The 21,408-nt window shown below is 70.2% G+C and carries 16 protein-coding genes and 3 tRNA genes; 10 read left to right on the forward strand and 9 right to left on the reverse strand.

The window, feature by feature from the left end; translation table 11 throughout:
* Nucleotides 1-335 precede the first annotated feature (335 nt).
* The 6 genes from ACFWEE_RS11640 (at nucleotide 336) to ACFWEE_RS11665 (ending at nucleotide 6,284) form a co-directional block, all read left to right on the forward strand.
* Nucleotides 336-989 (forward strand): GntR family transcriptional regulator, encoded by a 654-nt coding sequence (locus ACFWEE_RS11640; protein ID WP_386888411.1) that lies wholly within the window; start codon nucleotides 336-338, stop codon nucleotides 987-989.
* 45 nt (nucleotides 990-1,034) lie between these two features.
* On the forward strand, nucleotides 1,035-1,790 hold the full coding sequence (locus ACFWEE_RS11645) for a PIG-L deacetylase family protein (RefSeq protein ID WP_386888412.1): 756 nt from the start codon (nucleotides 1,035-1,037) through the stop codon (nucleotides 1,788-1,790).
* Nucleotides 1,790-2,485, forward strand: a complete 696-nt coding sequence (locus ACFWEE_RS11650) for a 4-carboxy-4-hydroxy-2-oxoadipate aldolase/oxaloacetate decarboxylase (RefSeq protein WP_386888413.1) — start codon at nucleotides 1,790-1,792, stop codon at nucleotides 2,483-2,485. The genes ACFWEE_RS11645 and ACFWEE_RS11650 overlap by 1 nt, the downstream gene beginning before the upstream one ends.
* A 23-nt stretch (nucleotides 2,486-2,508) precedes the next feature.
* On the forward strand, nucleotides 2,509-3,591 hold the full coding sequence (locus ACFWEE_RS11655) for a 4-oxalomesaconate tautomerase (RefSeq protein ID WP_386888464.1): 1,083 nt from the start codon (nucleotides 2,509-2,511) through the stop codon (nucleotides 3,589-3,591).
* A complete protein-coding gene (locus tag ACFWEE_RS11660; RefSeq protein ID WP_386888414.1) occupies nucleotides 3,588-4,541 on the forward strand; it encodes a VOC family protein in 954 nt (317 codons plus the stop codon). Before ACFWEE_RS11655 ends, ACFWEE_RS11660 begins: the two co-directional genes overlap by 4 nt.
* Nucleotides 4,542-4,967: 426 nt before the next feature.
* Entirely contained in the window at nucleotides 4,968-6,284 is a 1,317-nt protein-coding gene (locus tag ACFWEE_RS11665; protein ID WP_386888415.1) for an MFS transporter, read from the forward strand.
* A 241-nt stretch (nucleotides 6,285-6,525) separates the two neighbouring features.
* Here ACFWEE_RS11665 and ACFWEE_RS11670 read toward each other — a convergent pair whose 3' ends face one another.
* The 9 genes from ACFWEE_RS11670 to ACFWEE_RS11710 form a co-directional block, all read right to left on the reverse strand.
* Nucleotides 6,526-7,656, reverse strand: a complete 1,131-nt coding sequence (locus ACFWEE_RS11670) for a hypothetical protein (RefSeq protein ID WP_386888416.1) — start codon at nucleotides 7,654-7,656, stop codon at nucleotides 6,526-6,528.
* A 236-nt stretch (nucleotides 7,657-7,892) separates the two neighbouring features.
* The gene (locus ACFWEE_RS11675) at nucleotides 7,893-8,225 is read right to left on the reverse strand and encodes a hypothetical protein (RefSeq protein ID WP_386888417.1); all 333 of its coding nucleotides are present in this window, start codon (nucleotides 8,223-8,225) and stop codon (nucleotides 7,893-7,895) included.
* Nucleotides 8,216-9,265, reverse strand: coding sequence for a hypothetical protein (locus ACFWEE_RS11680; RefSeq protein WP_386888418.1), 1,050 nt, complete (start codon nucleotides 9,263-9,265; stop codon nucleotides 8,216-8,218). Before ACFWEE_RS11680 ends, ACFWEE_RS11675 begins: the two co-directional genes overlap by 10 nt.
* 20 nt (nucleotides 9,266-9,285) lie before the next feature.
* Nucleotides 9,286-11,562 (reverse strand): glycoside hydrolase domain-containing protein, encoded by a 2,277-nt coding sequence (locus ACFWEE_RS11685; RefSeq protein ID WP_386888419.1) that lies wholly within the window; start codon nucleotides 11,560-11,562, stop codon nucleotides 9,286-9,288.
* Between the two features lie 729 nt (nucleotides 11,563-12,291).
* Complete coding sequence (locus ACFWEE_RS11690; RefSeq protein ID WP_386888420.1) at nucleotides 12,292-12,843, reverse strand: TetR family transcriptional regulator; 552 nt, start codon at nucleotides 12,841-12,843, stop codon at nucleotides 12,292-12,294.
* Entirely contained in the window at nucleotides 12,840-14,351 is a 1,512-nt protein-coding gene (locus tag ACFWEE_RS11695) for an MFS transporter (protein ID WP_386888421.1), read from the reverse strand. Before ACFWEE_RS11695 ends, ACFWEE_RS11690 begins: the two co-directional genes overlap by 4 nt.
* A 548-nt stretch (nucleotides 14,352-14,899) precedes the next feature.
* Nucleotides 14,900-14,973, reverse strand: a tRNA-Ile gene (locus ACFWEE_RS11700).
* A 264-nt stretch (nucleotides 14,974-15,237) separates the two neighbouring features.
* Nucleotides 15,238-15,313 (reverse strand) — tRNA-Asn (locus tag ACFWEE_RS11705).
* A gap of 5 nt (nucleotides 15,314-15,318) precedes the next feature.
* Nucleotides 15,319-15,391 (reverse strand) — tRNA-Asn (locus tag ACFWEE_RS11710).
* Nucleotides 15,392-15,646: 255 nt separating this feature from the next.
* Between ACFWEE_RS11710 and ACFWEE_RS11715 the strand changes: the two genes are divergently transcribed.
* The 4 genes from ACFWEE_RS11715 to ACFWEE_RS11730 all read left to right on the forward strand — a co-directional run bounded on the left by ACFWEE_RS11715 (nucleotide 15,647) and on the right by ACFWEE_RS11730 (nucleotide 21,315).
* Entirely contained in the window at nucleotides 15,647-15,964 is a 318-nt protein-coding gene (locus ACFWEE_RS11715; RefSeq protein WP_386888422.1) for a YtxH domain-containing protein, read from the forward strand.
* Between the two features lie 99 nt (nucleotides 15,965-16,063).
* Entirely contained in the window at nucleotides 16,064-17,536 is a 1,473-nt protein-coding gene (locus ACFWEE_RS11720; RefSeq protein ID WP_386888423.1) for an FGGY family carbohydrate kinase, read from the forward strand.
* A 120-nt stretch (nucleotides 17,537-17,656) separates the two neighbouring features.
* Nucleotides 17,657-19,390, forward strand: coding sequence for an ABC transporter ATP-binding protein (locus tag ACFWEE_RS11725; RefSeq protein ID WP_386888424.1), 1,734 nt, complete (start codon nucleotides 17,657-17,659; stop codon nucleotides 19,388-19,390).
* The gene (locus tag ACFWEE_RS11730) at nucleotides 19,390-21,315 is read left to right on the forward strand and encodes an ABC transporter ATP-binding protein (protein ID WP_386888425.1); all 1,926 of its coding nucleotides are present in this window, start codon (nucleotides 19,390-19,392) and stop codon (nucleotides 21,313-21,315) included. Before ACFWEE_RS11725 ends, ACFWEE_RS11730 begins: the two co-directional genes overlap by 1 nt.
* Nucleotides 21,316-21,408: the final 93 nt, after the last annotated feature.

Here is a 21,408-nt window from a genome sequence, read left to right on the forward strand (position 1 = left end):
TCCGAGCCCTCCGACCCCATCCGCGCCGCCCGTATGCGGGCCAGTGGCCGGCAGCTGGGCCGTGTTGTGAAAGTCCCGCCTGTCGGGCGGTGTCTGGCACGCACGCTTGCCGCGTTGTCGGGATGGCCCCGCCCCCTCGTCCTCGGCCCGGACACCACCTGGGCACCCCCGACCAGGAGACCCGAGGTCCTATCGAGCAGGTCCCGTCGAGCAGATCCCACCCGTCGGTGGCGGCCCGCGCCGCACGGGACCGCCTCCGACGGGATGCAGACAAAATCGTTGACAATTCTGTTCGCTGGATTTAGCTTCGACGAGCACTCACTCAGGGAGGGCACATGCCGGAGGAGGCCCGTCCAGGTTCCGGAGAGCAGGCGAAGCAGTACGCGCTGGGGCGGTTGCGGGAGTCGATCCTGCGAGGCGGGATGGCACCGGCTCAACGGCTGGTGGAGAACGAACTCGCCGAGCAGTACGGCGTCACCCGCGCCAGCATCAGGGCGGCCCTGCTCGACCTGGCCTCCGAGGGTCTGGTCGAGCGGATCCGCAACCGCGGTTCACGGGTGCGGGTGGTCACGATCGAGGAGGCCGTGGAGATCACCGAGTGCCGGATGGCGCTCGAAGGGCTGTGCGCCGCCAAGGCCGCCGAGGTCGCGACCGACGCACAGATCGACGAGCTGACCGACTTGGGCAAAGCCATGTCCGAGGCGGTGGCCGGCGGCGATCCGGTCTCCTACTCCGAGCTCAACCACGAGCTGCACACCCTGATCCGGGTCGTCTCCGGCCAGCGGACGGCCGTCGCCCTCCTGGAGCGGCTCAACGCCCAACTGGTGCGTCACCGCTTCCAGTTGGCGTTGCGCCCAGGGCGTCCGCGGCAGTCCCTGAGTGAGCATCTGGCGGTGGTCGACGCGATCTCCGCCAGGGATCCGCGAGCGGCCGAAGGGGCCGTACGCGCCCACCTCAGCAGCGTGATCGACGCCTTGCGCGACGACTGACGCGCTCCTGGGGCGGGTGCGCACCTGTCACCAAGGAGATACAGCATGACCGACGCCACCGGCGCGCCTGCCGTCACCACTCGATCGACACTGGTCGTCACCGCCCACGCCGGGGACTTCGTGTGGCGCGCCGGCGGTGCCATCGCGCTCGCCGCCGCGCGCGGCGAGAAGGTCACCATCGCCTGCCTGACCTTCGGCGAGCGCGGAGAGTCCGCCAAGGCCTGGCGGGAGGGGAAGAAGCTCGACGAGATCAAGGCGCTCCGCCGTGACGAGGCCGAGCGCGCCGCAGCGGCGCTCGGTGCCGAGGTCCGCTTCTTCGACGCCGGGGACTACCCGCTGGTGGCCACCGCCGGACTGACCGACCGGCTCGTCGCGGTCTACCGCGAGACGCAGCCGGACGTCGTGCTCACGCACCCGGTCGAGGATCCGTACAACGGCGACCACCCGGCCGCCAACCGCATGGCCCTGGAGGCCCGCGTCCTCGCCCAGGCCATCGGCTACCCCGGCGAGGGGGAGATCATCGGCGCCCCGCCCGTCTTCTACTTCGAGCCGCACCAGCCCGAGATGAGCGGCTTCAGGCCCGAGGTTCTGCTCGACATCACCGAGGTCTGGGACACCAAGCGCAAGGCCATGGAGTGCCTGGGTGCGCAGCAGCACCTGTGGGACTACTACACCGACCTCGCCGTACGCCGCGGAGTTCAGCTCAAGCGGAACGCGGGCCCGAACCTGGGACTGGCCCACAGGACCATGGCCGAGGCCTTCATGCGCCCCTACCCGCAGATCGCGAAGGAGCTCGCCTGATGCCCGGCGTGATCGTCACCGGCCCGCCCAGGGCCGAGGCGGCGGACGTCGAGGCGCTCGCCGGATACGGGACGGCGACCGTCGGAGAGGCGATGGGCCGCACCGGTTTCCTCGGCACCCACCTGCGCCCGGTGCAGCGGGACGTACGCGTGGCGGGCACCGCCGTCACGGTGCTGTGCTGGCCCGGCGACAACCTCATGATCCACGCGGCGGTCGAGCAGTGCGGCGAGGGCGACATCCTCGTCGTCACCACCACCTCGCCCTGCACGGACGGCCTGTTCGGCGAGTTGTTCGCGACGGCCCTGAAGCGGCGCGGCGTGCGCGGCGTGGTCATGAACACCGGCATCCGGGACACCGCCGAGCTGCGCGCGATGGGCTTCCCCGCCTGGTCGGCCGCCGTCAGTCCGCAGGGCACGGTCAAGGCGACCGGCGGCAGCGTCAACGTACCGATCGTGATCGGCGGCCAGGTGGTGCGCCCCGGCGACGTGATCGTCGCCGACGACGACGGCGTGGTGGTCGTCGCACGCGAACGCGCCCGGCGGACCGCCGAGGCGTCCGAGGCGCGCGAGCGGAAGGAGGCCGCGGCACGAGCCGCCTTCCAAGAGGGGCAACTCGGTCTGGATCGGTACGGGTTGCGGGAAACGCTCCATCGGCTCGGCGTCGAGTACCGCACCCACGAGGAGCACTCCTCGTGACCGGGGCCGAGGGCATCCGCTGCATGCTGATGCGGGGCGGCACCTCCAAGGGCGCCTACTTCCTGGCCGGCGACCTGCCCGCGGACCCCGCCGCCAGGGACGAGCTGCTGCTGCGGATCATGGGCAGCCCGGACCCGCGCCAGATCGACGGTCTCGGCGGCGCCCATCCGCTCACGAGCAAGGTGGCCGTGGTCTCGGCCTCCGCCGGACCCGAGGCCGACGTCGACTATCTCTTCCTCCAAGTGGGCGTCACAGAGGCTCATGTGTCGGATCGTCAGAACTGTGGCAACCTGCTCGCCGGAGTCGGCCCGTTCGCCGTCGAGCGCGGGCTGGTCGCCCCGGGCGACGACCGGACCTCCGTCCGCATCCGCATGCTGAACTCCGGCGACCTCGCCACGGCGACGTTCCCGACACCCGGCGGCCGGGTGGAGTACGGGGGCGACACGGAGATATCCGGGGTGCCCGGGAGCGCGGCTGCCGTCGTCATCGAATTCCCGCCGGGCGCTGGGGCGTTGCTGCCCACGGGGAACGTACGCGACACCGTGGCGGGCACCGAGGTCACCTGCGTGGACAACGGCATGCCGACCGTCCTCGTACCCGCCGGAGCCCTCGGCGTCACCGGGTACGAGGACCCCGCGGAGCTGGAGGCGGACGAGAGGCTCGCCGGACGCCTCCGGGACATCCGGCTGGCGGCGGGTGAGGCGATGGGGCTCGGCGACGTCTCCGGTGCCACCGTGCCCAAGCTGACGCTGCTGGCCCCGCCGCTCCACGGGGGCGCGGTCACCACCCGTACCTTCATCCCGGTCCGCTGCCACACCGCGATCGGCGTCCTCGGCGCCGCGAGCGTGGCGGCGGGACTGCTCGTCGGGGGAAGTGTCGCGCAGGGCATCGCGGACCCCCCGGCGCGAGGCGGACGGCTCCGCATCGAGCATCCCAGCGGATTCACAGACATCGAGAGCAGTCTGGACCGCGCTTCGGACAACCGGCCCCGGGCCCACCGCACCGCGGTGGTCCGTACGGCACGCAAGATCTTCGACGGCACCGTCTTCCCCAGGTCGACCGGGACGGCGCCGCCGAACGCACCCCTGACAGGAGATCGGGCATGACTCCGCCGCTCGGCGACATCGCACACATCGGCCACGTCCAGCTGTTCACCCCGGACCTGGACGCCTCGGTCGCCTTCTTCACCGACTTCCTCGGTCTCACCGTGAACGGGCAGGACGGCGACACCGTTCATCTCCGGACCTTCGACGACTACGAGCACCACAGCCTCGTCCTCACCGCCCGCGAGCAGCCGGGCCTCGGCCGGCTCGCCCTGCGCACCTCCAGCGAGGAGGCACTCCGACGCCGCGTCGAGGCCGTCGAGGCGGCGGGCGGTACCGGCCACTGGGCCGAGGACGAGCCCGGCATCGGCAGGCTCTACGTCACCACCGACCCGGACGGTCACGAGCACGCCCTGTACTGGGAGAGCGAGCACTACCAGGCCCCCGAGGCGCTCAGGCCCGCCCTCAAGAACCAGCCGCAGGCGAAACCGAACCGGGGCGTCGGCGTGCGCCGTCTCGATCACATCAACTTCCTCGCGGCCGACGTCCTGGCCAACGCAGAGTTCCAGGAACACGTTCTCGGCGCCCGGCCGACCGAGCAGATCCAGCTCGACTCGGGGAGGATCGGGGCCCGTTGGCTGACCTTCACCGACAAGTCGTACGACGTCGTCTACACGTCCGACTGGACGGGCAGCGAGGGCCGGCTGCACCACATCGCCTTCGCCACCGACACCCGCGAGGACATCCTGCGCGCCGCCGATCTCGCCATCGACACGGGTGTCTTCATCGAGACCGGCCCGCACAAGCACGCCATCCAGCAGACGTTCTTCCTCTACGTCTACGAGCCCGGCGGCAACCGGATCGAGCTCTGCAACCCGCTCACCCGGCTCGTCCTCGCCCCCGACTGGCCGCTCGTCACCTGGACCGAGGAGGAGCGGAAGAAGGGCCAGGCCTGGGGCCTGAAGACCATCGAGTCCTTCCACACCCACGGCACGCCCCCCGTCCAGGCCTGACCGACCCGCGCGTCCGGCCGCGCGCCCGGCCCGCGCGCTCGGCCCCCGTCATACGTCCCCGCGCGCCCGGCCCGAGGCCCCGTGCGTCCGGCCCCGCGCATCCGGCCCCGGGATGCCGCGCCGCAGAGACCGCACGGAGTCCGTGCGCGTCCTGTGCGGCACCCGGGGCCCAATCGTTGCCGTAATTGTTAACAAAAGTGTTGACGTGTCGTCGGCGGCTTCCTACTGTCTAGCAACACCGCACGACCGGCCCCACCGCGTGTCCGGCCACACCGGGCCGCTGACTCCCCCCGAAGTCCGCGGCCCCAGGGGCGCTCCGCCACCCCGCTCCCTCACCGGCCCGCGCGAGCCGCACCGGCCTCATCCCTTGCAGCCAGGGCCCACGGCCCCGTACCGCCCTGGCATCCCGCACGAGAGGAACCAACGATGTCCTCCTCCGCCCCCTCCCGGATCGCCCAGGCGACCGGGACCACGGCCGCCCGCAGAAGCCGCAACGCCGTCATCGCCCTGTGCTGGGGGCTCGTCCTCCTCGACGGCATCGACACGTTCATCTACGGATCCGTGCTCCCGAAGATGCTCGGCGGCCACAGCCTCGGGCTCACGCCCGACGCCGCCGGCACGATCGGCAGCTACGCCAACTTCGGCATGCTGCTCGGCACGATCCTGTCGGGCATGGCGTCGAACTGGATCGGCCGCCGCGTCACCGTCTTCACCAGCGTGGTGATCTTCACCCTCGCCACCCTGGGCACCGGCTGGTCGAACTCCGTGGGCCAGTTCGGCGTCTTCCGCTTCGTGTGCGGGTTCGGCCTGGGCGCCCTGCTGCCGATCGCGATCTCGTACGGCATGGAGTTCACCTCCAAGGGCCGCCGCGCCCTCGCCACCGGCGTCATCATGACCGCCCACCAGACCGGCGGGGCCGTGGCCCCGCTGATCGCGCTCTGGCTGGTCGACGACCACGGCTGGCGCTCGGCCTTCTTCGTCTCCGCGATACCGGCCGTGATCCTCCTGCCGCTCGCCTTCAAGCTGCTGCCCGAGTCGCCGACCAACCTCCTCACCCGCGGGCGCCGCGCCGACGCCGAACTGCTCGCCGCCGACTTCGGCACCGAACTGCCCGAGCCCAAGGCGAACGGCACGGACAAGCTGGACGCCCTGAAGAACCTCTTCCGCGGCGGCCAGTGGTCCACCACGCTCTGCTTCTGGCTGACGTCCTTCGCCGGCCTGCTCCTCGTCTACGGCGTCGGCCAGTGGCTGCCCAAGATCATGGTCGACCTCGGCTACGACACCGGGGACTCCCTGCTCTTCTCGACGTTCCTCAACGTCGGCGGCATCTGCGGCATGCTCGTCGCCGGCCGCACCGCCGACCGGATCGGCCCCCGCAAGGTCGTCGTCGCCTGGTTCGTCCTGACCGCGGTCTTCGTCTACCTCATGGGCGTCCAGATGTCGGTCGGCGTCCTGTACGCGGTGGTCTTCTTCGCCGGGCTGCTGCTCTTCTCGGGCCAGACCATGGTCTACGCGACCGTGGGCACCCACCACAACGACGAGGACCGCCCCACCGCCCTCGGCTGGGTCTCCGGCATGGGCCGCTTCGGCGCCATCTTCGGCCCGTGGATCGGCGGCGCGCTGATCTCGGCCGGCAACGCCGACATCGGCTTCGCGATGTACGCCTGCGCCGCGCTGTTCGGCGCCGTGATGATGTCCCTGGCCGCCCTCACCATCAAGGCGCGCACGTCCTCCCACGCCTGACCGCCCCGAGACGGACATGGGCCCTCCGGCGCGAACCCCCGGCGCCGGAGGGCCCTTTGTCATCCGCCGCGGCCAGGCGGGGACGGGCGCGGCGCTGCGGTGAACACCGCGCTCGGCGAACCGGGCGGACGAGGGGCCCACTGAATGACCACGCAACGCGGCGAGGTGCCGCAGCCGTCGTCGCGCACCCACCGGGAAGTGCGGGACAACCCTCAGGCCCGGCGCGGTCCCGGAACGGGCTCTACTTGAAGGGAAGCGCCTTGCCCAGAACGTCGCGCACGGCGCCTTGGGCTTCCGGGCTCGCCGAGAGGATCATGCTGGCCCCCACCAGTACGCACATCCAGCGAGCCGAACTCTCCACAGCGGGAGGGATTCCAGGAACCAGCGGCAGCGCGAAGGAAAGCCCGATGACCACCGCCCCGGGAAGCAGACGAGGGGCCATCGTGCGCAGTCGACTCGTCCTCGAAGGAAGGTCAGGGGCATTGACCAGCAGAGCCGCTCTGTCTTCGCGCACGAGGGCGTCGATTCCGCTGACCAGAGACTCGACGACCCTTTCCACATCTTCCACGCAGTTGGCTGTGACCAGGACGCTCTTGTGGGAGCGAACCGCTTCGGCGACCCGCGACGCCTCGTCCCGCAGCTGACGCCGCAACCCGGTGTCGACGGGGTCGACCCGATCCCTGAGGGCCAGGCCGACGGCAGCCGCGACCGCGAAGTTCTCCAACAGCTCGCACCACCGGCGCACCCGCCCACTCTGGTGCCACAGGTGGCGTTCGCCGTGGATCCGGTCCGCCACGCGAACTCCCAGAATCGCCAACGCATCGTAGGCGTGGGCCTGTTCGCGGACGGAGTTGCGCCATTTCCGGTAGAACCAGAAGACAGCCGGAAGCGATCCGAACACCAACACCCCCACGCTGGACTGCGCAACGGCGGGCGAGACAGCGCTTTGGGATCTGTCGCTGACTGCCGTCCACCACATGAACGCGGTGAATATCGTCATCAAGGGACCTACGAGCCGCGCGATCAGCAGACGGTGAAGGAGAGTTCGCCACATCCCCACCGTGAAGAACGTCAGAATCAGAGCCACGAAGCCCGTACTGAGCCGCGGGCCGCCAAAGATGATCATCCCCGCCAACGGCACCCAGACAACACCCGCCAACGGCGAGTGGACGAACAGGTCCGCGAAGCCCGCCCACCCCTGATCGCGCCGAAAGGCTGCGACCTCAAGCCGCTGCCTCAGATCGGATCCGCCCAGCGGGAGGCGTTCCAACGCCTCGACGACCTGGCTCTGATCACGGGCACGAACGTGGTGCTCCCTGCGGCCGAAGAGTGCGTACGCCACCCGGCCCCAACTGGACGACAGCGTCGCCATTCCTCCCCCTCAACCAAGCAAATCCCTCAACACCAATCCTTCGCACAGGCTATCGACGACCGTTCGGTCGCTGATCATTCCCACTGGGGGCCGAGGCATCACAGGGTCGAGGGACGGGTCCCGCAGGGCCCCAACGGCCTCCGGGCCACGGCCGGCGGATCCGCTGGAACGGGGGGCTCGCAGGACCGGTCCTGCAACCCCGGTCCTGCAAGCCCCCCCGTCCCGGACGGCCCGGGTCAGGCCGACGCCTTCCTCCGGGCCCGCACGACGGTCTCGACCACGAGCGTCAGGACCGCCAGCACCAGACAGGACACGAACCCGAGCAGCCCGGACGCGAGGACGAAGACCGGGCGCAGGTCCGTGCACTCCAGGGCCGAGGAGCAGCCGAGGGTGTGCGGGTCCGTCCGTGGGCCCATCGCGTCCTGGCCGATGACGGCGCAGACCACGGAGACCGCGGTCGCGACGGCCAGCCCGATCCACCGCAGGCGCCGGGTTCCCCACCAGGACGCGATCCACCCCAGGAGGATCACCACGGGCAGGACGAGTACGCAGGCGAGGACTACGCCCACGTGGAGTCCCTCCGTGACATCGTGGTCCGGCCGGTCTGCCGCTGGGTGACGTGGTTGCCCATGTCGATCAGGTTCACCGTCGGGTGTTTGACGGTCGGCAGGTCGCCCTTCACCGTGCGGGTCCTCACCTTCAGTTCGAGGTCGAGCCGGTCGCCGGCCTTGAGCTTCGCCCTCGTGGTCCACCGGGTCTCGAACAACGATGCGGTCCGGGTGTCCGAGAGGAGCCGCGCTCCCGCGTCGTACGTCTTGTCGTTGAGCCGGGCGCCGACGATGTGGACGTCCGCGACCACCTGGGGGTCCAGTGCGACCGAGAACGCCGCGGCCACCGGGGCCGTGCCCGGTCCGACGCTGCTCAGAGTGATCCGTGCGGGGTAGTAGTACCAGCGCGCGCCGTCGGCCCACTCGTGCCGGTCCCACACGCCGCTGACCTCCAGGCCCCACGGTGTGGCGACTTCGCCGAAGGCCTCCGGGCGACCGGGCCGGAGGTTCTTCCGACCCCCCGGCCTCGTGCCCTTGTGACTCACGGCCGCGGTGGGTTCCGCGGGTCCGGCGACGAGGTCGCGGGGGTACAGCACGGGGATCGCGGTCCCGACGACGACCACCGGGTTGCTGCCCGCGGGCAGCGCCTCGGCCAGGGTGATCGTGCAGGTGGTGACCAGGGTCTCGGGGTCGGTGGCGATGGCGCTCGTCGTGCGCAGCCGCCGGGTGCCGACGGTGGCCACCGCGCTGGGCAGCGGAGAGTAGATCCGGGGTTCGTAGCTGATGGCGACCTGGGTCCCGGCCGGCAGGTCCGTGTCCACGTGCCGCACCTGGACGGCGAGTTGTCTGGGGAACGCGGCCGGCGCGTGACCGACCTTCGCGAGGACGGCGACCGGGCTCGCGGCGACCGGCACCAGTTCCACGCCTGCGACCGCCGCAGCGTCGTCGCCCGCCGTGGCGGCCCACGCCGGGCCGGGACCGGCGAGGGTGACGGCGCCGACGCCGAGGGTCAGGCCGCCCAGTACCAGCACGTGCCGACGGGTGATGTTCGAGTCGTTCATGTCGAATTCTCGATTCCTCATCAGGAGCAGTACCGGACGATGGCGTCCCTGAAGGCGGTCGCCACACCGTTCAGCGCGGTGTCGGACATGAACCCCGGCGTCGGGGTGGTCAGGGAGCTGGTCGTCTTGTACCAGAAGGCGTCCCGGATGGCGGCCATCTCCAGGTCCGCGGTGTTGGCGGTCATGGCGCTGAGAGCGGCGGCCACCACCGTCGAGGGGGAACTGCCGAAGCGGATCGAGTAGTACGAGGCCCGCCGTGCCGCAGCCGCGGCGGACGACGCGTAGCCCGCCTTGAATCCCGTCGACAGCGGTTGGCCGGATCCCTGTCTGACGGGCATGCCCAGGACGTAGGCGTCCATGTCGGCGAGGAGGTCGTCGAGCGAGAAGTACGTGCTGTCGCCCTTTCCGGCGATCTGGTCGGCTGCGTAGAAGTACGCCTGGTCGTCGGGGAGCCCGCTCAGGTAGAACTGCGCCAGCACGCTGACGAGGTCGCCGCCCCAGGTCCCGAAGTCCGTCATGTTGGCCGAGGAGAGGTCCCCGGGAACGCCGTTGGTGATGACCGCGCCGCAGGACGCGCCGAAGTGCTCGGCGTCGATGTCCCACAGCAGGTCGGGGTCCCGGAGCGGGCCCGCGTAGGGCCGGCCGGGATAGGTGTTCGTGAAGTCGATGAAGCCCTGGTCGAGTTCGCCGAATACCGTGTCGGAACCGGTGAACACGTATTTCGACGTGCGGGCCCGGAGATACTGCGCGACCAGCTCCTGCGCGGAGCGCGAGGTGTTTCCCTGGTCGATCCACTGGCCCGCCCTGGCCTCCACCCAGATCATGTAGGTGTAGAAGGCGTCGTTGGGGTCGCGGGGCCGGGTGACGCTGTTGACGCCCGGGTCCATGCCGGAGGCGATGTCGTTGTCGATCTCGACGGACCCGCTGGTACCGGGAGCCAGGGTGAAGTCCTTGATCTGGTCGAAGGCCCAGTTGCCCGGGAGCGGGTAACCGAGATTCCCGCTGTAACCGGTGGACATGCCGCTGACGAAACTGCGCGTGGTGAGCCCCGCGGCCTCAAGGCGCAGGCATGTGTTGCGGCAGCCGTACACGCCGATCGCGTACTGGCTCCCCATCGCGCTGATGCCGTTGTTGATCCCCTGGAAGTGCGGAATGATCGCACTGCTGATGTCGTCGTCGGTCGCGTCGAAGTCGACCGAGAAATAGATCACGGTTCCGTACGGGATGCCGAATGCGGTCGCCGCCATGGCTGCGTCGTTTCCGGCCGCGGTCCCCTGAGGTCCACTGAAATAGCCGATCGCGTTTCCCTCTTCCTGCCATATCGGAAAGAGGGAGAGCCCGTTGTCGAAGATCAGCGCGATCTCCGAGTTCGTGAGGACCTTGTTGGTGCCGCCCGTGAGGTAACGGCCGACTATGGAATAGCCGTTGTCCTTCACCGTCTGGATCGTGGTCGCGTTCAGCGGATACATGCAGTCGAACGCGGTGCCCGGGCGGTCCGGATCCCCGGTCGACACCAGCAGCGACATCCATGTCGCGTAGTCGCCCGCACCGGAGGCCGGGAGCGAGCTGAACCGCTGGAACGCCTTCACCGTGGCCTCCAGCGACGCACCGTACGTCCCGCCGCCGTCGTCCCAGTGGGCGTCGTACCCGTTGAACGCCAGCGCGCTCTGGAACAGCCGCACCCACCCCGCCGAGCCCGAGTCCTTCGAGCCGTTGCCGACGTACGCCGACGCCTTGAGCGCCGCCTCGGTGGCCGGGCCGATCGACCCCGTCACCTGGGTGTCCGTCAGCCCCATCTGGTACTGGATGGCCAGCACGAGGGCCTGCTGGACGTTGCGGGAGAAGTGCCCGTCGCACGGCCCGACGAAGAACTGGCCACGCCCGTAGTACGCGTCGTTCAGCCACCGCTGACAGGTCTGGATCATGGCGGAGCCGCCGGACGTGAGCACGTAGGCGTCCATGGTCAGCAGCGCCTTGAAGACCTTCGGCTCCACGTTGTAGATCTTGAGGTCCGGCTGCTCCGGCCCCGGCAGACCCATGTCGGCCACCAGCGCGGTCAGCCCGGCCCCGGTGGGCACGTTGAAGCCGCCGTCGATGTCACCGCCGCTGTAGCCCTTGCAGTAGAGGGCGGCCTCGGCGATGGTCCGCATGTTCACGTTGCTGGAATCCCGACCGACCGGACCGTACGCCTTCAGGTCCGCCCAGGTCGTGGGCCCGAAGTTGTCGGACAGCGCGGTGATGCCGAGTTCGTGCTGAAGTGCCCGGGTGAGGCAGTAAATCGTCTCCCATCCGGTCATTCCGTTCTCGGTGCACGGGTTGTACCCGGAAACACCCGAATACGTCGCGTTGACCCATTGCTGAGCCTTGAGAACCATTTGATCCACAGAGCGGCCCTTCTGATTGTCGATGTCCTGGCGTCTGCGAACAATTCGGGCGGACATGTGCACACCGGACGGTCCGGCGACACTCGAAGCAGCGAGGAAGACACCCCGCGCTCACAGGAGGTGCCCTCGCGCCACCTTCCGCGCAGCCCGAGCGCCGCCCCGTAGCCCCGCCGTCCCGGGTGCGTGCGCGGCGACGGCTACGGCGCCTCGCCGCGCCGCCAGGGCAAATGAATGGTCAATCTTTAATCATTCTTTGTTGAGCCATGAGGAATACCCGAAGCTTTTTCCTCATCACCATGCCCATTGAATTTATCTGTGAATCGGCTGTGGTCGGAGAAGTCTCCGATTCGCATCCCGAATGGCTCGAACGAAAATCACCCTACGACATCGCGGGTTCTCTTCGTAGCGATCAGGGGCAGCAATATCGGGCCTCCGTCTCCGATATGCCGAATTCCGCACGGCTTTGTCCCTGTTGCGACAGCGGTTCGCCGAACGCGCGTCGGCGACACGGCTCTCAAGGGGGAGATGGCGACGCGGGCGGAATGCCCGGGAGGACGGAGGGGACGAAGGGGATGAAGAGAAGGGCCGGGGCCGCCAGGACGGCGGCGCCGACCCGTGGGGGCACCGGGCGGCAGGGCGCCTTCAGGAGCCCTGGCCCAGCATGTCCAGCACCAGGGGGACGAGTTCGTCCAGGTCGGCCCCGGCGAGCGCCCCCAGGGTGCCGCCGTGGCGGCACAGCACGATGCCCACGAACGCAGCCACCGCCAACTCCGCCCGCAACCGGGGCCGGTCCAGTCCCTCGCGGGCGAAGCGCTCGCACAACGGGTCCACCAGCCGCCACTGAAGCTGCTCCAGGGCGGCGTCCCGGACGTTCGGCTCCTTCAGCGGGTCGACCGCCGAGCGGAAGATCGGCCCCGGGCCGCGAAGGTCCACACCGCTCACCAACCCGCGGTTGCGCTCGGGTTCCAGCAGGTCGGCCGGCCGGACCCCCGCACGGTCCAGGTCGAGCACCGCGAGGTAGAGCTGCGCCTTGCCCCCGAAGTAACGGGCGATCAGGGCCGGGTCCACACCGGCACGCTCACCGATCTCCCGCGTCGTACTGCGGTCGAAGCCGCGTTCGGAGAACAGGCCGGCAGCCGCCTCCAGCAGCAACTGGCGACTGCGGGCGGCGTCCCGCCGTCTGCCCTCGCTCACCGGAGGGGTCCGCCCGGTACAGCGGTCACGCTGTCCTCGGCGCCCTCGGCGTCCGCGATGCTCTCTTCCATCAACAGTTCCTCGTCCACGGTCCCGGCGCTCGCCCCGGACTCCCCTGCCCCGACCCGTCCGGGCAGGACGATCGTAACGATCCCGGCGACCACCCAGATCGCACAGCCCAGCCAGGCGGCGGCCTGGTAGCCGCTGTCCGTCGGCAGGATCCGGCCCGGGGCGGTGTGCGCCTCCAGGACGACGGCGCTGACGACGCTGCCGGTGGTGTAACCGATGGTGCGCACCACCTGGTTGAAGCTGATGGCGCTGCCGGTCTCGTGCGCGGGCACGGCGTTGACGATCAGGCCGGGCATCACGGCGAAGGTGCACCCGACTCCGAGTCCGGCGACGCCCATGATCACGAAGAGCTCCCACAGGCTGCCCCGGGCGCACAGGAACAGCACCATCGACACCAGCGAGATCCCGCAGCCGATCGGCAGCACCGCCGCCGTGGACGTCCGCCGGACCAGCAGCGGAACCAGCTTGTTGGAGGCCACGCTGGCGGCCGAGAAGGGCAGCAGCACCAGCCCGGTCACCAGGACCGACGTGCCGAAGCCATAGCCGGTGGAGGCCGGCGTCTGAGCGAAGCGGGTGATCAGCGACATCATCATGTACATCGCCACACCCGCGATGAGGCCGGCGACGTTCGCGGTCAGCACCGACCGGTTGCGCAGGGTCCGCAGGTCCACCAGGGGGTGGGCGGTACGCAGTTCGTGGAAGCCCCAGCCGGCCAGGAGCAGCAGCGCGAAGACCACCAGGCCCAGCACCCGGGCCGAGGTCCAGCCCCAGACCTCGCCCTCGCTCAGCGCGAGCAGCAGCGAGGCCAGTCCGACGGCGAGCATCGCCGCCCCGGGGGCGTCCAGGGGCCGCTTTTCCCGGCCGCCCGCCTGCGGTACGACCAGGGCGGCGGCCAGCAGGGCGAGGCCGCTGATGACGGCACCGAACCAGAAGGCGGCGTGGACGCCGATGGTCTGGGTGATCAGGCCGGTGAGCGGATAGCCGAGTCCGACGCCCGCCACGGTGGTGATGGAGAGCATCGCCACCGCGGAGCGCGACCGCCCTCCCGGCAGGGCGTCGCGCGCGGTGGCGATGGCCAGCGGGACGAGACCGAGGCCCACTCCCTGCATCCCGCGCCCGGTGACCAGGAAGCCGAAGCCGAGGGGAAGCGCGGCCAGCACGCTGCCCGCCAGCACCATCACGAGGGCTCCCAGCACCACCCGCCGCCGGTGGGGGCCGTCGCCCATGCGCCCCATCACGGGGGTGGCTATGGAGCCGACGAGCAGGGTGACCGTGAGCGACCACTGGGCGTCGGACAGGGACACGTGGTCCACCTCGGCGATGGTCGGCACCAGCGGGGCCCCGAGGCTGCTGATCACCGCGACCACCGTGCCGATGAACACCAGCACCGGGACCAGGGCCCGTTGCCGAAGGCCGACGGTTGTGTGTGGGGCATTCATCGGCGCGCTCTCCCGGGATCGTCATCAAGTGATGTCTTCAGATGATGACATGTGCCCACGGTCGGCCGTGAGCCGACGACCGCCACCACCGCCCGCCGCCACCACGGGGCCTTGCGGCGTAGGCCCCCGTCGAGCCCTGAAGCCACCCGCATCGCGCCAAGAAGCGGAAGCAGGGAGCCCTCGTTGCGAGGAGGGAGTCGGGAGCGATGGCACGCGCCGCTTCGGGCAAGAGCCGACGACCGCCGGAAAGGAGAGGGGAGCGCGCGGATCGCTCTTCCCCCATGGCGGGAACGGATCTCCCACGACCCGCCCATCACCCCTGCGCGACGCGGGAGTTTGTCCGCCTGGTCCCGGGCGACCGCACGGCCGGCCTCGGTCCGGACCCACCCGCTCCGTCCGCCCGGAACCGCAGTCATGAGCCGTCAGGCCTCGCCCTGGACCTTCGGACACCTCCGCCGCCACGCCTTCGCGGGGTGTCCACCGCACGCGAAATGGCCCCAGACACCACGAATCCCCAGGTCAGAACGATTCTGCCTGGGGACGCTGGGTGGGGCGGGTGGGACTCGAACCCACGGCCGACGGATTATGAGTCCGCTGCTCTAACCGGCTGAGCTACCGCCCCGTTTCGGCGTGGCGCGTACAAGTGTGCGCGCCGTCTGCCGCAGCATAGCCGGTCATACGATCTCTCGCTCCGGCTGGTCCACATCGCTTGATCTTGAGGACCGCGCTGCGTGCTGCCCGGTTCCGGACGGCCGGAAAGCGACCCGAACGTGTGACGGGCGAGGCGGCGGAGAGGCTCCGGACGGCCGGAGAGTGACGAGGACCACAACCCGGAAGCGGGATGGGCCCACAACGCGGAAGAGGACCCCGAAGGGTCCTCTTCCGTTGGCTCCCCCGACTGGACTCGAACCAGTAACCCTCCGGTTAACAGCCGAATGCTCTGCCAATTGAGCTACAGGGGACCGCGCTCCCCCGACTGGACTCGAACCAGTAACCTGCCGGTTAACAGCCGGCTGCTCTGCCAATTGAGCTACAGGGGATTGCTGCGTTGCCTCGAAATCGTACCTGCCTGGCTACTGCCGAGCGGCGCGCGTTCGCTGCGACACATACATTAGCGCAAGCAGGGGGGTGCTTCGCCAATCGGTATGTCCCGGGGTGATCTCGGGTGCCTCCGGGTAGGCGGGGAGCAGACGTCCCACGCAGGGAACGCGTCCCGTGCAGGGGACGTCCCGGGCAGTGAACGTCCCACGCAGAGAACGCCTCACGCAGCGAACGCAGAACGAAGGGTGACTGCCATGCGGTACCGGCTCACGTTCATCGCCGGCCTCGCTCTCGGCTACGTGCTCGGCACGCGGGCCGGCCGGGAGCGCTACGAGCAGCTGAAGAAGTCCGCCCGGCAGGTCGCCGAGAACCCCGCCGTGCGCAACACCGTGGAGTCCGCCGCGCAGAGCGGCCGGGAGTACGCGGGGAAGGCGTACCACTCGGTGAGCGAGATGGTCGGCGAGAAGGTCGAGGGCCGGGTGCCCGCCTCGGTGGCCGACCGGGTGCGGTCGCTCCGGGAGCGCGCCGGGCACAACGGCGTCGAGGACGACTGGGGTACCACCAACACCTGACCCGCCCCGCGCCACACGGCCCACCGCCTCGGGTCCCCGCACACCGCGGGGGCCCGAGGCGGTTGCGGGAAAGCCCACGCGATGCGGCAGAATCCGTACATGGGCATAGTCGCCGGCTTGGACAGTTCCGCCGCCTTCACGCACATCGTCGTCTGCGACACGGACACGGGTGCCGTGCTGCGGCAGGGGTACGCCGCACATCCGGTCGAACCGAAGGCCGCGGAGGTCGATCCGCAGGCGTGGCTCCTCTCCCTCGGTGAGGCGGCCTCCGGCGGGCTGCTCGAAAACGTCGAGGCGATCGGGGTCGCCGCGCAGCAGCACGGGCTGGTGGCGCTGGACCGGCAGGGCAACCCGGTCCGTCCGGCGCTGGTGGGCAACGACCGGCGGGCGCAGGTCGCCGCGGCGGATCTGATCGACGGGCTCGGCGGGCGGCAGCCCTGGGCCGAGGCGGTCGGGGCCGTACCGCAGGCTTCGCAGCCGGTGGCGAAGCTGCGGTGGCTGGCGCGTACCGAGCCGGAGAACGCGAAGCGCGTGGCCGCCGTGCTCCAGCCGCACGACTGGCTGGTGTGGCAGCTGCTCGGCCGTCCCGCCCGGCGGACCACCGACCGGGGCGGCGCCTCCGGTACGGGGTACTGGTCGGCGCGCACTTCTTCCTACCGGCCCGACCTCGTGGAGCTCGCGCTCGGCCACCAGGCCGCGCTGCCCGAGGTGCTCGGCCCGTCCGACGCTGCCGGGACGACCCCCGAGGGGCTGCTGATCTCCGCCGGTACCGGCGAGACGATGGCGGCGTCGTTCGGGCTCGGGGTGGCGGCCGGGGACGCCGTGGTGTCGCTGGGGGCCTCCGGTTCCGTGATGGCGGTGCACCACGAGGCGCTGGCCGACCCGGGCGGGATGATCACCTCCTTCGCCGACGCGACCGGGATGCACCTGCCGGTGGTGCACACCTCCAACGCGGTACGGGCCCTGCGCGGGACCGCCGACATGCTGGGGCTCGACGGTGGGCTGGAGGAGTTGTCGGCGCTGGCGCTGAAGTCGACGCCCGGCTCCTCGGGGCTCGTACTCCTGCCGTACCTGGAGGGTGAGCGGACCCCGCAGCTGCCGCACGCGGCGGGCACGCTCTGCGGGCTGCGGCGCGAGTCGATGAAGCCGGAGCACCTGGCGCGGGCCGCGTTCGAGGGGATGCTCTGCTCGCTGGCCGACGCGCTCGACGTGCTGCGGCGGCGCGGGGTGCACGTGCGGCGGGTGTTCCTGCTGGGCGCGGCGGCCGAGCTGCCCGCCGTCCGGGCGATGGCTCCGGCGCTCTTCGGTACGCAGGTCGTCGTGCCGCAGCCCGCGCAGTACGCGGCGCTGGGCGCGGCCCGGCAGGCGGCGTGGGCGCTGGGGGTCTCGCAGGGCCGGCTCGACCCTGCCTCTCCCCCGGCCTGGCAGGGTGCGGCGGCGCAGGTGCTGGAGCCGGGCGAGGAGCTGCCGGTGGGGCGGGCGGTGCGTCAGCAGTACGAGGCGACGCGCGACCAGATCCACCCGGGGGCGTTCGCGTCCGACGGGCCGGGCGCGGAGGCCGGTACGGACTGACGGCGGTCGTGAGCCCCGCGCGCGCTTCTTGACCTCTGTTTGGGGAAATCCGTTCGTCCCTTCGGAGGGCGGCACGGCAAGATGGTTCGGCCTCTGCCGTCGCCGACCCGAGAGACACGCGTGCTCATAAAACTGCTCAGGTCCTTCCTGGGCCCCTACCGAAGGCCGATCCTGCTGCTGGTGTTCCTCCAGCTCCTGCAGACCTGTGCCTCGCTCTACCTGCCCAGCCTGAACGCCGACATCATCGACAACGGTGTCGTGCAGGGCGACACGGGCTACATCCTGGAGTACGGCGGTGTGATGATCGCCGTCAGCGTCGTCCAGGTCGTCTGCAACATCGGCGCCGTCTACTTCGGGGCGCGGACCGCCTCCTCGCTCGGCCGTGACCTGCGGGCCTCGGTCTTCGACCGGGTGCAGTCGTTCTCGGCCCGTGAGGTCGCCCGGTTCGGGGCCCCCTCGCTGATCACCCGTACGACCAACGACGTCCAGCAGATCCAGATGCTGGTCCTGATGAGCTTCACGCTGATGGTGTCCGCGCCGATCATGTGCGTCGGCGGGATCATCATGGCGCTCGGCCAGGACGTGCCGCTCTCCTCCGTGCTGCTGGCCGTGGTGCCGCTGCTCGGGATCGCGGTGAGCCTGATCGTCCGGAAGATGCGTCCGCTGTTCCGCACGATGCAGAAGCGGCTCGACACGGTGAACCGGGTGCTGCGCGAGCAGATCTCCGGCAACCGCGTGATCCGCGCCTTCGTGCGCGACGGGTACGAGGTGGAGCGGTTCCGGGGTGCGAACACGGAGCTGACCGACGTGGCGGTCTCCACGGGCCGGCTGATGGCGCTGATGTTCCCGACCGTGATGACGGTGGTGAACGTGTCGTCGATCGCGGTGGTGTGGTTCGGCGCGCACCGGATCGACAGCGGCGGGATGCAGATCGGCGCGCTGACGGCGTTCCTGTCCTATCTGATGCAGATCGTCATGTCCGTCATGATGGCCACCTTCATGTTCATGATGGTGCCGCGCGCCGAGGTGTGCGCGGAGCGCATCGACGAGGTCCTGGAGACCGAGTCCAGCGTGGTGCCGCCGGTCGCCCCGGTGACGGAGCTGCGCCGCCACGGCCATCTGGAGCTGCGGGGTGCGGAGTTCCGCTATCCGGGCGCCGAGGAGTCGGTGCTGCGCGCGGTGGACCTGGTGGCCCGGCCCGGCGAGACGACCGCGATCATCGGGTCGACGGGCAGCGGGAAGTCGACGCTCCTCGGGCTCGTGCCGCGGCTGTTCGACGTGACGGAGGGCGAGGTTCTCGTCGACGGCACGGACGTGCGGACGCTGGACCCGGCGCTGCTGGCGAAGACGGTGAGCCTGGTCCCGCAGAAGCCGTACCTCTTCTCGGGGACGGTGGCGTCGAACCTGCGGTACGGGAACCCGGACGCGACCGACGAGGAGCTGTGGCACGCGCTGGAGGTGGCGCAGGCCAAGGAGTTCGTGGAGCGGCTGGACAACGGCCTGAACTCGGCGATCGCGCAGGGCGGCACCAATGTCTCGGGCGGTCAGCGGCAGCGTCTGGCCATCGCGCGGACCCTGGTGCGCAAGCCGGAGATCTACCTCTTCGACGACTCGTTCTCGGCGCTCGACTACGCGACCGACGCGGCGCTGCGCGCGGCGCTCGGGCGGGAGACGGCGGGGGCGACGGTGGTGATCGTCGCGCAGCGGGTGTCGACCATCCGCGACGCCGACCGGATTCTCGTCCTGGACGAGGGCCGGGTGGTGGGCACGGGTACCCATCGCGAGCTGATGGACGGCAATGAGACGTACCGGGAGATCGTTCTCTCCCAGCTGACGGAAGCGGAGGCGGCGTAATGGCCGGGCCGGGCGGACGGATGATGGCCGGGGCGCCCGCGAGCAAGTCCGCGGACTTCAAGGGGTCGGCGAAGCGGTTGCTGGGGCGGTTCAGCGCGGAGAAGTCCTCGCTGTACCTGATGCTCTGCGCGGGTGTGCTGAGCGTGGGGCTGTCGGTGGTCGGGCCGAAGATCCTGGGCGCGGCGACGGACCTGATCTTCGGCGGGGTCGTCGGGCGGAGCATGCCCGAGGGCACAACGAAGGCGCAGGCGATCCAGGCGCTGCGGGACAAGGGCGACGGCGCGATGGCGGACCTGCTCTCCGGGGTGGACTTCACGCCGGGGCAGGGCATCGACTTCACCGCGGTGGGCCATGTGCTCCTTGCGGTGCTGGCGGTCTACGTCGGTGCCGGGCTGCTGATGCTGGCGTCGACGCGGCTGTCGATCCGGATGATCAACCGGGTGGTGTTCCGGCTCCGCGAGGATCTCCAGGCGAAGCTGTCGCGGCTGCCGCTGTCGTACTTCGACCAGAAGCAGCGCGGTGAGGTGCTGAGCCGGGCGACCAACGACATCGACAACATCTCGCAGACGCTCCAGCAGACGATGGGGCAGCTGATCAACTCGCTGCTGACGATCGTCGGCGTGCTGGTGATGATGTTCTGGATCTCGCCGCTGCTGGCGCTGGTGGCGCTGGTCACGGTGCCGCTGTCGGTGGTCGTGGCGTCGCGGGTGGGCAAGCGTTCGCAGCCGCAGTTCGTGCAGCAGTGGAAGGTGACCGGCAAGCTCAACGCCCACATCGAGGAGATGTACACCGGGCACAGCCTGGTGAAGGTCTTCGGGCGCCAGGACGAGTCGGCGCAGCGGTTCGCGGAGGAGAACGAAGCCCTCCACGAGGCCGCGTTCAAGGCGCAGTTCAACAGCGGCATCATGCAGCCGCTGATGATGTTCGTGTCGAACCTGAACTACGTGCTGGTCGCGGTCGTCGGCGGGCTGCGGGTGGCGTCTGGTTCGCTGTCGATCGGTGACGTGCAGGCGTTCATCCAGTACTCGCGGCAGTTCTCGATGCCGCTGACGCAGGTCGCGTCGATGGCGAACCTGCTGCAGTCCGGTGTCGCGTCGGCCGAGCGGGTCTTCGAGCTGCTGGACGCCGACGAGCAGGAGGCGGATCCGGTGGACGCGGAGCGCCCCGCCGAGCTGCTGGGCAGTGTGCGGCTGGAGAACGTGTCGTTCCGCTACGACCCGGAGAAGCCGCTCATCGAGGATCTGTCGCTGACCGTGGAGCCGGGGCAGACGGTGGCCATCGTGGGGCCGACGGGTGCGGGCAAGACCACGCTGGTCAACCTGCTGATGCGGTTCTACGAGGTGACCGGCGGCCGGATCGTGCTGGACGGCGTGGACGTGGCGCGGATGTCGCGCGACGAGCTGCGGTCCGGGATAGGGATGGTCCTCCAGGACACCTGGCTGTTCGGCGGTTCGATCGCGGAGAACATCGCGTACGGCGCCGCGCGCGAGGTCACCCGGGAGGAGATCGAGGAGGCGGCCCGCGCCGCCCACGCGGACCGGTTCGTCCGTACCCTCCCCGAGGGGTACGACACGGTCATCGACGACGAGGGCACCGGGGTCAGCGCGGGTGAGAAGCAGCTGATCACCATCGCGCGGGCGTTCCTGTCCGACCCGGTGATCCTCGTCCTCGACGAGGCGACCAGCTCGGTGGACACCCGTACCGAGGTGCTGATCCAGAAGGCGATGGCGCGCCTCGCGCACGGGCGGACCAGCTTCGTGATCGCGCACAGGCTCTCCACTATCCGGGACGCCGACGTGATCCTGGTGATGGAGAACGGTTCGATCGTGGAGCAGGGTTCGCACGACGAGCTGCTGACCGCCAAGGGCGCCTACGCGCGGCTGTACGCGGCGCAGTTCGCCGAGGCGCTGGCCGAGGTCGACTGAGGGGCGTACGGCTCCGGGGGCGCTCCTGGACGGTCCGCACGGCCGTCCCGGGGCGCCCTCCGGCGTTTCGTGGGGGCCGGGGCCGGGGCCCGG

The organism is Streptomyces sp. NPDC060184 (genome assembly GCF_042728795.1).
GTDB lineage: Bacteria > Actinomycetota > Actinomycetes > Streptomycetales > Streptomycetaceae > Streptomyces.